The following is a 13200-nucleotide window of genomic DNA, read 5'->3' as shown; positions in this document are numbered from 1 at the left end:
ACATGTCATTCAGTCACTAATACAGTGTTAATAACTCTCATTAAAAAACAGGAAATAAATTTGTAATTTTATCCGTTCAATTTCCTCTACACAAAAGCAACATATGTACTTAATATTTGATACCGAAACAACAGGGTTACCAAAACGATGGGATGCACCAATTTCTGATACAGACAATTGGCCAAGATGTATTCAAATCGCTTGGCAATTGCATGATGAATTAGGAAACTTGATCGAACATCAGGATTATTTGGTGCAACCAGAAGGTTTTAATATTCCATATGATGCCGAAAAAATTCACGGAATTTCTACAGAATTAGCAGCCGAACAAGGAATTACACTTTCAGAGGTTTTAGAAAAATTCAACATAGCGCTTTCTAAAACGAAATTCATTGTCGGACAAAATGTTGGCTTTGATGTAAATATTATGGGCGCAGAATTCTACAGAGAAGATGTTGCCAATACATTACAGGAACTACCTGTGCTAGATACGTGTACAGAAGCAACAGCAAGTTTGTGTCAAATTCCTGGTGGACGAGGAGGAAAGTTCAAATTACCAACACTAACAGAATTACACCAATATCTTTTTGGAGTAGGATTTGGTGAAGCGCACAACGCAACTGCCGATGTGGAAGCAACTACACGTTGTTTCTTAGAACTTGTTCGTAGAAAAGAATATACAACTGAGCAATTAGATGTATTGCCAGATTATTTTGAACGTTTCTCTGAAAACAATCCACAGTCGATTGAGATGATCGGGTTGAAACATATCAATCTAAAAGCGGCATCAGAGAAAATTCGTAAGCGTTTAGAAAAAGAACAAGGTGGAAGCGGAATTTCTAAAGAAGAAATTGCAGAAAACCTTCAAGCATTACAAAATGCCGAATTTGTACATCTGCACAATCATTCGCAATTCTCCGTATTACAATCAACTTCAAGTATTCCTGATTTAGTAAAAGCAGCAAGCAAATATAATATGCAAGCGGTTTCCATTACGGATCATGCCAACATGATGGGAGCATTTCACTTTGTAAAACAAGTCGGAAACCATAATAAAGGCGTCAAGGCACGCATCGCGGAAGCAGAAGCAAAAGGAGAAACTAGTACAGAACAACTTCTAAAACCAATTATCGGTTGTGAATTTTTTGTATGTGAAGATCATTTAGATAAAACTAGAAAAGACAACGGATACCAAATTGTACTCTTAGCCAAAAATAAAAAAGGTTATCACAACTTGGCAAAAATGTCATCAATCGCCTATACAAAAGGATTTTACTATGTGCCGCGAATTGACAAAAAAATAATAGAACAATACAAAGAAGACTTAATAGTCTTAACTGGAAACCTCTATGGAGAAGTTCCGAATAAAGTACTAAACATAGGAGAAATACAAGCCGAGGAAGCATTGCTTTGGTGGAAAGAAACTTTTCAAGATGATCTCTATGTAGAAATTATGCGTCACAATCAAGAAGATGAAAATCGTGTAAATGATGTCTTGGTGAAGTTGGCAAAAAAACATGAAATACAACTAGTTGCGACTAACAATACCTATTATATTTCACAAGAAGACGCAAATGCGCATGATATTTTATTATGTGTAAAAGATGGTGAAAAACAAGCAACGCCAATTGGACGTGGACGTGGTTATCGTTATGGATTACCAAATCAGGAATACTATTTCAAGTCGCCTGATGAAATGAAAACCTTGTTTAAAGATTTGCCAAGTGCCATACTTTCTATTCAAGAAATCATTGACAAAGTAGAGCCTTTTGAGTTAGCACGTGATGTATTATTACCAGCGTTTGATATTCCAGAAGAATTTCAGTTTGAAGAAGATAAAATTGATGGCGGAAAACGTGGAGAAAACAAATTTCTAAGACACTTAACGTACGAAGGTGCAAAAAAACGATATGGTGAAATTACGCCAGAAATTGAAGAGCGACTCGATTTTGAGTTGGCAACAATTGAAAACACAGGATATCCAGGATATTTCTTAATTGTAGAAGATTTTATTAGGGAAGCCCGAAACATGGATGTTTCGGTTGGTCCAGGTCGTGGATCTGCAGCAGGATCGGTAGTTGCCTACTGTTTGTGGATTACGAATATTGATCCAATGCTGTACGATTTACTTTTTGAGCGTTTCTTAAATCCTGATCGTGTATCCATGCCCGATATTGATATTGACTTTGATGATGAAGGTCGTGGTCGTGTGATGCAATATGTAATTGATAAATATGGTGAAAATCAGGTAGCACAGATTATTACGTATGGAACGATGGCAGCAAAATCTTCTATTCGTGATACAGCTCGTGTATTGGATTTACCTTTAAGTGATGCGGATAGGATTGCTAAACTGATTCCGAATACGAAACTTGCAAAGATTTTCGGAAAATCGGAAGCTGAATTAAAACAAAAATTTAGAGCAGAAGAAGTATTACTAATTAATGAATTGGTAAATATTTCGGAAGAAGATGATTTAGCAGCGGAAACCGTAAATATGGCACGTGTGTTGGAAGGTTCGGTACGTAATACCGGAATTCACGCTTGTGGAGTTATCATTACGCCTGATGATATTACAAAGTTCGTTCCTGTTGCGTTGGCGAAAGATTCAGAAATGTACTGTACACAATTTGATAACTCGGTTGTGGAAGATGCTGGTCTGCTAAAAATGGATTTCTTAGGACTAAAAACCCTAACCCTTATAAAAGATACCGTAAAACTAGTAAAATACAAGCACGATGTAGAAATCGATATTGAGAATATATCGTTGGAAGATGAAGAAACGTATGCGTTATTCCAACGTGGAGAAACGGTAGGTGTGTTCCAGTATGAATCGCCTGGAATGCAGAAGCACATGAAATCGCTCAAGCCAACAACGTTTGCCGATTTAATTGCAATGAATGCATTGTATCGTCCAGGTCCAATGGAATACATTCCGAGTTTTATTCGTAGAAAACACGGAGAAGAAGACATTGAGTACGATTTAGATGCATGTGAAGAATACTTAGAAGAAACTTACGGAATTACAGTATATCAGGAGCAAGTGATGTTGCTTTCGCAGAAATTGGCAGACTTTACAAAAGGTGAAGCCGATGTCTTGCGTAAAGCAATGGGTAAAAAGCAAAAAGCTGTACTAGATAAGATGAAGCCGAAATTTATTTCGCAAGCTTCAGCTAAAGGACATGCCGAAGATAGATTAGAAAAAATTTGGAAAGACTGGGAAGCATTTGCTGCCTATGCCTTCAACAAATCGCATTCAACATGTTATGCTTGGATTGCCTACCAAACAGCCTATTTAAAAGCACACTATCCTGCAGAGTACATGGCAGCTGTACTTTCTAATAACATGAATGATATCAAAACGATTACCTTCTTTATGGAAGAATGTAAACGTATGAAACTAGATGTATTAGGTCCAGATGTAAACGAATCATTCTATAAATTTACAGTAAATGATGAAGGAGCTGTTCGTTTTGGAATGGGAGCCATCAAAGGAGTTGGACATGGAGCTGTAAAAACGATTGTAAAAGAACGTTCTGAAGGAAAATATAAATCTGTGTTCGATCTGGCTAAAAGAATCGATCTTCGCGCAGCAAACAAAAAAGCATTTGAAAATTTAGCCTTAGCTGGCGGATTTGATTCTTTTGGAGATACACATCGCGCACAATACTTTCACACCGAAAATGATACCATTACATTTTTAGAAAAAGCAGTAAAATACGGAGCAAAATTTCAAGAAAACCAAAACTCTTCGCAAGTAAGTTTATTTGGAGAAGCCAGTGAAGTACAAATAGAAGAACCAAAAGTTCCACCATGTGAAGAATGGGGAACTATGGAAAAACTAGCACGTGAAAAAGAAGTTGTCGGAATCTATATTTCGGGGCATCCGTTAGATGATTTCAAAGCAGAAATGAAATATTTCTGTAAAGGAGATTTATCTTATTTCATGCAAATGGAGAACTATGTAAACCGTGAAATTCCTTTTGCGGGTGTTGTAACTGATGTGCAACATAGAGTTTCGAAAAATGGAAAAGGTTGGGCATTATTTACAGTGGAAGATTATTTAAACTCATATGAATTCAGAATTTTTGGAGAAGATTATTTAAAGTTTAGACATTTCTTCGTGCCAAATTCATTTGTGTACATAAAAGCATTTATCAAAGAAGGTTGGGTAAATAAAGACACTGGAAAACGTGGCGACCCAAGAATTCAATTCAATTCTATGCAATTGTTGCAAGATATAATGGAAACTGCTGCGCGGAAATTGACAATCTTATTAGATGTGAATAAATTAGAGAATCAAAAACTTGATTTTATTAATGATATTGTAGAAACGCACAAAGGTGATAAATCGTTACATTTTACACTATACGAAGCAAAGGAAAAAATCAAATTGCAAACGTCAAGTAAAAAACGAAAAGTAAATATTACACAAGAATTGTTGGATGCATTAGAAGAAGAAGAGGTAAAGTATAAAATTAATTAGTGAGACTCAATTTGGGGAAGTTCAAAAGATGAACGATTGCACACAATGAGAAGTCTTGTTTTGATTAAAATTGAGATTTGCAACGGTACACTATGAAAAAAGAAAATCTACTCGTTTTTGATATTGATGGAACTTTACTTGATAGCGAAAATGTACATCAAACTGGTTTTGTAAAAGCGATGAAAGCTATTGGGGTTTCTTCTGTAAATACGAATTGGGAAAGTTACACACATTTAACGGATAGTTATATTGCCAAAGAAAACTATGAAATAGTGATAAATCGTGGGTTTTCTAATCAAATATTAACGCGCTTTGAAGATGAATTTTTAAAAGAAATTCTAGATGCAAGTGTTACGGAAATTCAAGGTGCAGATGCTTTTTTGAATAAAATTTTGACGGAAACCAATTATGGAGTTTGTTTTGCTACGGGTTCATTATTAAAACCAGCAATCTTAAAGCTAAATCGCGCTAATATTCGATATGATAAAGAATTGCTAGTTACTTCAAGCCATTATCTTACGCGAGAAGAAATCGTAAATGCTGCCATCGCGAAAGCGAAAACATATTTTGGTGTAAAAAAATTTAAGCGTGTTATTTCTCTTGGAGATGGAATATGGGATGTGAAAACTGCACAAAATTTAAACCTTGAATTCATAGGAATTGGAGAAAAGAACAAAGAAAAACTAGCAGCAAAAGGCGCAAAACATCACTTTGTCAATTTTAAAGAATTTGATATAAATTTATTGTGAATCAGATACATATCAGCTTAAAGTTGTAAATTGTATAAAAATTGCATTCACTCATTCAGAGTAGAGGTTTACTCAATGTAGTTTTTTTAAGCGTATTTCTAATCATAAATTTGATAAAACAAAATATTTAGCATTATGAAGATTCAATTAACAAGTACACGAAAGCTGTGGTATACTACAATGTTGGTATTTGCCATTTTTGCATTTAATCCAATGTTTGGACAATCAAATACAACTACTTCACAAAAAGGTAAAACGATAAAAGGTATTGTTAGTAATGAAAGCGGACCTATCCTTGGCGCTAATGTCATTCTAAAAGATACCAATATGGGAGTTGTAACGAATGAAAAAGGAGAGTTTACATTCCCAACTGCTTTAAAAACAGGAGATGTCTTAGTCATTAGTTTTATTGGATATAAAACGAAAGAATTTAAAATTAAAGACACTACTACGTTTATCAAACTAACAATTTATGAGGAAGTATTTGAATTTACAGGTGCTCCAAACTCGAACAAACGTTACAAATCGAAACGTAACAACTAGTTATTGATACACATCGTAATTACTTAATGAGAAGAATAACGTATATTTTTTTATTCATTTTTGTATTTCAGTCCAATGCACAAATTGCTGATTTTAAAACTGTAAAATTTGATAAAGCAGATAAAATTGCACTGAAATACAAAGATGAAAATCTTTCCAATCTACCTCAATTATCATACAAACTAACTTCTGAATTAACAACAGATATTGAGCGTTTTAGAGCCATATTTAAATGGGTTTGTAGTAATATTTCTAATGATTATAGCATGTTTACAAGAAACATGCGAAAACGCAGGCGCTACAGAAATGATAGTGTAAAACTTGCTGCATGGAATGCTGAATTTAAAAAAACAGCTTTCAAAAAGCTCCTCAAAAAGAATAGAACAGTTTGTACAGGATATGCTTATTTAGTAAAAGAATTAGCAAGTTTGGCAGGCATTGAATGTAAAATAGTAAATGGTCATGCGCGAACGAGTACCATCAATATTGAAACATTAGACATAAACTCGCCAAATCACTCTTGGAATGCCGTAAAACTCAACGATAAATGGTATCTCTGCGATCCAACTTGGGCAAGTGGAATCCCAAACCCTACAACATATCGCTTTCAATTTTATTTTAATGATGGTTTTTTTCTGTCAGATCCAAATATATTTTCTATAAATCATTATCCTCAAAATGAAGAATGGTTTTTACTAGCAGAAGAAAAACCAACTTTTAATATGTTTTTAGAAGCACCAGTAATTTATGGAAACGCGTATAACTATTTCAGCAATCACCTTGAGCCAAAAAAACTAGACAATACCGTTAAGCAAAATGAAAAAGTTACATTTCGATATCGCTTATTGAAAAATATAAATAAAAATGATGTTCATCTGATTGTTGAAAAAAATGAAAATGAAAAGAAAGTAAAGCCTAGTTTCATTTCCACAGAGAAAACAACTTTAATCTTCGAACATGCATTTGACTTTAGAGGCTATTATGACGTGCATTTATACATCAAAAATGATTTAATAGCTACGTATTCGTTTGAAGTCAAAAAGTAATAGAAAGCTATCTAACTATTTTTAGAATCTAGATAATTACCTAAATCCTGCATAGAATCACCCCAAAACTGTTCGTAAAATTTCAACCATTTATTGACTTCTTGCAACGGCTGTGTATGCACATTGCAAAAGCGTTCTCTACCTTTGCTTTCTAAAGAAACCAAACCAGCTTCTTCAAGTGTTTTAATATGTTTTGTAATTCCTTGTCGTGTCATTTCAAACTGATTTGAAATCTGTGAAATTGATAATGTTGAACTAGCAATCACTAAGGCGTGAAAAATATCACGCCTTGTTGGATCTGCTATAGCTTTGAATAATTTTGTAATCTTATCTTGCATGTATGTGTTCTTTTAAATGGGCTTCTAAATTTGTAATACAATTATCCCAACCGCCATTAAAACTTTCAAACATAGCAATGGCAGTTTCTCCAGTATAATTAGAAATACCTGAATGTTTTAAATACAATTTGGTGCCTTCTGCTACTTTTTCTAAAGTCCAGCTAACTAGAGTTTCAACATTTGTATCCGCCACTTCCCAAGTATACACTAATGTATAAGGATTGGCACTTTTTATTTCTCCAGTAATAGCTTCGCAACCTTTTTCTTCGACAGGGAAAAAAGTGTATTGAAATCCTTTTTCGGCTTTAAAATTAGTTTTAATAAACCAAGTAGACAATTCTTCTGCCGTAGTAATGGCATTCCAAACAACATCAATTGGATGTTGAAAAATAGTTTCTTTTTGTATTGCGTCTTTCATAATAGATATAAATTAAATTAATATGCAACTGATTGGTTGCTAAATTAAGAATAAAATTCGAATAAGCAACTTTTTGGTTGCGTATTTTTTTAAACACAGATGCTATATTATTTTAAAATGTATAAAAAATAGTTTAATTCAGTATCTTTGCGCATCTATATGAGTTTGAAATTAATACATAAAAAAAAACAATAGAAGTATAGTCAAAACTAATACTAGCGGTGTAAGTTTTGGCAGAATATTTGACTAATATTGCATATTAACAAAAAAATAAATTAAAAAAATAAATATTATGGCTTTAGAAATCACAGATGCTAACTTTGAAGAAATAGTAATGAATAGCGACAAACCAGTAATGGTTGACTTTTGGGCAGTTTGGTGTGGACCTTGTAAAATGTTAGGTCCTGTAGTAAATCAAATCGCTGATGAATATGAAGGAAAAGCTGTTGTAGGAAAGTTAGATGTTGATGCTAACCAAAAATACGCTGCTCAGTTTGGAGTACGTAATATACCAACAGTATTAATTTTCCAAAAAGGAGAATTAGTAGGTCGTCAAGTAGGAGTTGCTCCAAAAAACGTATATACAGAAGCTATTGATAAGTTATTAGCTTAAAAAATAATTTTTATAAAAAAGGAAAAGGTTTGGTGTTATGCCAAACCTTTTTTTATTCGTGAAACTCAATTTTCAAAAACCTGAAAGATGTATTGAAAATTGAAATCTATAATTATTGTTGCTAGGCAATTCATTATAGTTACTTTAACGCAAAGAGTTGTCGCATAACGACTAAAATCAGTATATTTCATAAAAATATATTTTACTAAAGAATAACGCTTGTGAACTTACAACAAGAATTTAATAAAACTTCAGGGTTTAAAAACCTAGAATTACTTGCGCAACAGGTAGTTGAAGGGTTTATTTCTGGAATGCATAAAAGTCCATTTCATGGGTTTTCTGCTGAATTTGCAGAACATAAAATTTACAATTCAGGAGAAAGCACCAAACATATTGACTGGAAGCTTTTTGCAAAAACTGACAAATTATATACTAAAAAATATGAAGAAGAAACCAATTTGAGATGCCATATCATTATTGATAATTCTTCCTCCATGCATTACCCAAAAGTAACTTCTCCATCTATTGATAACTTAAATAAAATAGGTTTTTCTGTATTGGCAACAGCTTCCTTGATGAATATTCTTAAAAAACAGCGAGATGCTATTGGCTTGAGTATTTACTCGGATAACTATGATTTTTATGCGCCAGAAAAAGGAAGTGAACGTCATCATCAATTATTGCTAAATGCTCTTGATAAAACTGTCACTACAAAGCGAATTAATAAAAAAACGAATACATACACCTATCTACATCAAATAGCAGAGAAAATACATCGTAGAAGCCTTATTTTTCTTTTTACAGATATGTTTCAGGATGGAGTAGAAGATGAAAAATTATTTGAAGCATTACAACACTTAAAATATAACAAACATGAAGTTATTTTATTTCATGTGTTTGATGCGGAAAAAGAAGTAAACTTCGATTTTGATAACAAACCAAAACGATTTATTGATGTAGAATCTGGAGAACATATCGATTTGTACGCAGATACTGTTCAAGAAAATTATCAAAAAGCTGTTTCAGATTATTTTTTACGATTAAAAATGAAATGCGCTCAATACAAAATAAAGTACGTTCCTGCAGATATCACGAAAAATTTTGAAAAAATTTTAATAACGTATTTGGTTGAAAGACAAAAGTTTGCATAAATAAATGAAAAAAAATAAATTTTTCATTGAAATATGTTTGCATAAATAGAATTGTGGTGTATATTTGCATCCGCAATCAAGCAACGGTTTGGTAGTTCAGCTGGTTAGAATACATGCCTGTCACGCATGGGGTCGCGGGTTCGAATCCCGTCCAGACCGCTAAAATTGCAAAAAGCTTCTCCCTCGAAGAGAAGCTTTTTTTGGCAAAATGATTTAGTTGTGTTGTTTAAGGTAAGTCCTTGATTTACCTTTGGTTTAGTAGTTAAACCAATGAAAAGCTTTCCTTTTTTCTTCATAGAAGATTGGGATGCTTTTTTTATTTTAGAACAATTCTTCTTTAATAAATCATTAAAAAACTTCTTTAGAAATTTTTTTCAAACTCAATAATAATTCTTAAAATATTGCTAGCTAATAAGAGTTCGTATAAAGAATTATCATTATTAGTTTTTGATATTATGCAAAATATGTTTGTATAAATAGAATTGTGGTGTATATTTGCATCCGCAATCAAGCAACGGTTTGGTAGTTCAGCTGGTTAGAATACATGCCTGTCACGCATGGGGTCGCGGGTTCGAATCCCGTCCAGACCGCTAAAATTGCAAAAAGCTTCTCCCTCGAAGAGAAGCTTTTTTTGGCAAAATGATTTAGTTGTGTTGTTTAAGGTAAATCCTTGATTTACCTTGGTTTAGTAGTTAAACCAATGAAAAGCTTTCCTATTTTCTTTTAAAAGAAGATTGGGATGCTTTTTTATTTTAGTGAAACTCAATTCTGAAAAGCCCGAAGGACGCACACTAAATTGTAAGTTGAAGGAATCTTGATGAAAATTAAGGTCTTATCGTTCCTTTAAGAAACTCTCTTTAAATACTTTATACGTATCTACTGTAAAGTGTATAAAAGTAAATTTATATCACTTCCCTAAGTTAAAATACCTATTCACTCATTATTGATTTTTAATATTAACGCGTGTCTATACATTTGATACAAGAAATTAATATTTCAGTAATACCAATAATGAAATGAATTTGAAAAATAAAATACTTGCAGTTGTTTGTTTGTTGGCAACATCGATACTATTTGCACAACAAGGAAAAATTTCAGGAACGCTACTTGATGATAGCGGTCTTCCGTTACCAGGTGCTAGCATTATTGTAAAAGGAACCTTTATTGGAACTGTAGCAGATTTTGATGGAAACTATACTATTGAATGTAGTGTTGGCGAAACTTTAGTCTTTACCTATATTGGAATGGCAAAGAGAGAAGTTGTTGTGTCTCCTGAAATGTTTGGAGAAGTAACCAATACAAAACTACGATACGTATCCGTAAAAAAAATACACTCTGATGCATATTCAGAAACTATTAATAAGCTTAAAAAAGAAGTCGATTTTGTTCAAAGTCTTGAAAATTCTAACAGGACTTATAATAAAAATGAAACTTATTTTGAGTATAACAGAATTAAAGATGTTGAAATTCAAAAAGAAAATGTAAGATTAACTTACTTTCCTTCAGACATTTTTTATGAAATAGGATATAATTCAAGTGTTGGATTTCAATTTGTCAGAGACAGAAATTTACCAGAATTGCAACGTTCTTTTAGTCAGGGAATTCCAATTTTTGGAGCGCTCGCGTTTCAGGGAGCAGCAACAGGGAATCCATTTTCTTATGGACCTGCGCTTAACACACTTGAGTTTAACAGCGCTAATTATATATACGATACAAATGGACAATTAGTGAATCAAGGAAGTGGAAATGGAATTGCTGCCAATTCATATGACAACTCATTGTTTGAAAATATAATTGTTAATTCGCATCAAGTATATTTTGATCTATCTACAAATTTAAACCTTATCAATTTTAACTTTTCTAACCAAAGTTTTAAAGATGTATACAATAGAGAACGGAGTTTTAATAACAAGTTCAAAATCAATTACAAAAAGAATAGAAAAAGGGATAAACTAGGATGGGATGCGTTTGTTATTTATGAAGTAGATAAAGATAATCAGCCAAACATCAACGGTTTTCAAAATAACTTACTTTTAAATCTGTGGGCAACACCACCATCTTTCAGCAACAGTCAAGGAGCAACTTTAGCAAACAATACACAACGAAGATTTAATACAGAATTCAATAATCCTGAATGGTTGTTAAGTACTAATAGAAACGCAATTGAAAACAGCTCTTTTGTAGCCAGTATTCAAAATGAAATTGATATTACAGACGATATCAAACTCAAAGGAAAGTTAAACTACAGACATGCAAACCAAGAACAAAAATTTGGTGTAGTAAATGGAACGGCAGGATTTGAAGAAGGATTTGCAAGTAATAAACAAATCAAAGAAAATAATTTGAATGCGGTTGGTAGTTTTACATTCAATACTTATACAGGTAATGATAATGAAATTAAGGTTAAGTCAATTATTAATTATGTACATCAGGACTTAGGTTTTTCATTGCTAGAATCTTCAGGTTTTACTCCTTTTTCATTTGAAAATGCAGCAAATACGATTCAAATAAATCAAACAAAAACAAGAAGTACGTTACGATTGTTGAATCAATTTTCATATGACTTAGATAGAGAAGTTACATTTAAATTTACTAATAATTCCTATTATTCATCCATACAAGATGATAAATGGTTTTTACCGTCGTTTTACACTAAAGTAAACCTAAGTAGATTGTTTGATATATATGGAATGTTAAATAATTTGACATTGTCTTCAAATATATCTTTTGATGTTAATGACGCTCCGCTTTATTATAATAATTTAAGTCATAATAGTTTGCTTATTTCTCCGCAAGAAAGTTTGAGTTATACCTCTAACAACGATTTATTTATCAATTCTGCTCTTGACTTGGAAGAGGTGTTTAATTATGAAACGAATCTTTCAGTAGGTTTGTATATACTTGAAGGAAGAACTGATATAGATTTTACGCATTACTACACAAAAACAAAAGGAAGTGTTTTTCCTGTCATCAACAATGGAGCTTTTAGCTTAGCTAATGTTGCAGATATTAAAAGTTCAGGATTCGAAATTAGTATCGATTCAAGAGTTTCAATTGGGAGTCATTTTTACTATAAACCTCGTGTTTCTTTTAATACGTATGATACCGAAGTCAAAAAACTATCAACTAATGAAGCACGAATTCCAATTGCTGGATTTTCAACAACGTCTAAAAATCTAATAGTTGGTCAGCCTGCAGGTGTAATTGTCGGTAGTGCTTACCAAAGAGACGCACAAAACAATCTTGTAATTGGCGATGATGGTTTTCCATTGGTAAACCCAACATCTCAAATTATTGGTGACCCAATACCTGATTATAATATAGGTTTTAGCAATACATTTGAATGGAAGAATTTTGCATTAAATATTGTCATTGATATTCAAAAAGGCGGCGATAGTTGGAATGGAACTCAAAATGTCCTCAACTATTTAGGGACTTCACAACAATCTGCAACAGATAGAGGCATCACTAATTTTATTTTCAATGGAGTTAATCAACAAGGAAATACAAATACAATTCCGGTTGATTTCTACAATTCTGGGAATCCTGTATCAGAAAACAGATTTGTTCAATATGGTTTTGAAGGTGTTGCAGAAGATGCTATTGTAGATGCAAGTTACGTGAATATCAAATCAATTGATATCTCATACTCTTTTGAAAATAAGCACAATGAAGATCCTTTCTTTAGAGAGTGTAAATTAGGCTTGTATGCAAAAAATCTATTCACTTGGTCAAAATTCAGAGGAAACTCACCTTATGGAGCTTTGTATGGAAATAGCTCCGCTCAAGAACTTAACTTTTTCAATACGCCACTTTTAAGCGAGGTTGGTTTAACATTAAATATAAAAATTTAGGC

Annotated in this window: 9 protein-coding genes and 2 tRNA genes; 9 read left to right on the top strand and 2 right to left on the bottom strand. The window is 32.7% G+C overall.

All coding sequences use genetic code 11. The features are described from left to right. The first annotated feature begins 103 nt into the window (after positions 1-103). The 4 genes from dnaE to Q0828_RS06580 all read left to right on the top strand — a co-directional run bounded on the left by dnaE (position 104) and on the right by Q0828_RS06580 (position 6824). A complete protein-coding gene (dnaE, locus tag Q0828_RS06595; RefSeq protein WP_298418744.1) occupies positions 104-4486 on the top strand; it encodes a DNA polymerase III subunit alpha in 4383 nt (1460 codons plus the stop codon). Positions 4487-4578: 92 nt separating this feature from the next. After that, entirely contained in the window at positions 4579-5235 is a 657-nt protein-coding gene (locus Q0828_RS06590; RefSeq protein ID WP_298418742.1) for an HAD hydrolase-like protein, read from the top strand. Between the two features lie 135 nt (positions 5236-5370). Beyond that, positions 5371-5778, top strand: a complete 408-nt coding sequence (locus Q0828_RS06585; RefSeq protein WP_298418741.1) for a carboxypeptidase-like regulatory domain-containing protein — start codon at positions 5371-5373, stop codon at positions 5776-5778. A gap of 26 nt (positions 5779-5804) precedes the next feature. Continuing rightward, positions 5805-6824: a transglutaminase domain-containing protein gene (locus Q0828_RS06580; RefSeq protein WP_298418740.1), complete on the top strand. Its 1020-nt coding sequence runs from the start codon at positions 5805-5807 to the stop codon at positions 6822-6824. A gap of 11 nt (positions 6825-6835) precedes the next feature. Here Q0828_RS06580 and Q0828_RS06575 read toward each other — a convergent pair whose 3' ends face one another. Beyond that, on the bottom strand, positions 6836-7162 hold the full coding sequence (locus Q0828_RS06575) for a metalloregulator ArsR/SmtB family transcription factor (RefSeq protein WP_298418738.1): 327 nt from the start codon (positions 7160-7162) through the stop codon (positions 6836-6838). Further along, complete coding sequence (locus tag Q0828_RS06570; RefSeq protein WP_298418736.1) at positions 7152-7580, bottom strand: SRPBCC domain-containing protein; 429 nt, start codon at positions 7578-7580, stop codon at positions 7152-7154. Before Q0828_RS06570 ends, Q0828_RS06575 begins: the two co-directional genes overlap by 11 nt. A 292-nt stretch (positions 7581-7872) precedes the next feature. Here Q0828_RS06570 and trxA point away from each other — a divergent pair, with 292 nt between their 5' ends. The 5 genes from trxA (at position 7873) to Q0828_RS06545 (ending at position 13198) form a co-directional block, all read left to right on the top strand. Further along, on the top strand, positions 7873-8193 hold the full coding sequence (trxA, locus tag Q0828_RS06565; RefSeq protein ID WP_298418734.1) for a thioredoxin: 321 nt from the start codon (positions 7873-7875) through the stop codon (positions 8191-8193). A 221-nt stretch (positions 8194-8414) separates the two neighbouring features. Further along, the gene (locus Q0828_RS06560) at positions 8415-9344 is read left to right on the top strand and encodes a DUF58 domain-containing protein (protein WP_298418733.1); all 930 of its coding nucleotides are present in this window, start codon (positions 8415-8417) and stop codon (positions 9342-9344) included. Positions 9345-9429: 85 nt separating this feature from the next. Next, positions 9430-9503, top strand: a tRNA-Asp gene (locus tag Q0828_RS06555). Positions 9504-9860: 357 nt separating this feature from the next. Further along, positions 9861-9934 (top strand) — tRNA-Asp (locus tag Q0828_RS06550). A gap of 426 nt (positions 9935-10360) precedes the next feature. Beyond that, on the top strand, positions 10361-13198 hold the full coding sequence (locus tag Q0828_RS06545) for a carboxypeptidase-like regulatory domain-containing protein (RefSeq protein WP_298418732.1): 2838 nt from the start codon (positions 10361-10363) through the stop codon (positions 13196-13198). Positions 13199-13200 lie beyond the last annotated feature (2 nt).

It is taken from the genome of uncultured Kordia sp. (genome assembly GCF_947496985.1).
Lineage (GTDB): Bacteria > Bacteroidota > Bacteroidia > Flavobacteriales > Flavobacteriaceae > Kordia.
The sequence above is the reverse complement of the archived record's forward strand: the minus strand, read 5'-3'. Positions and strand labels throughout refer to the sequence as shown.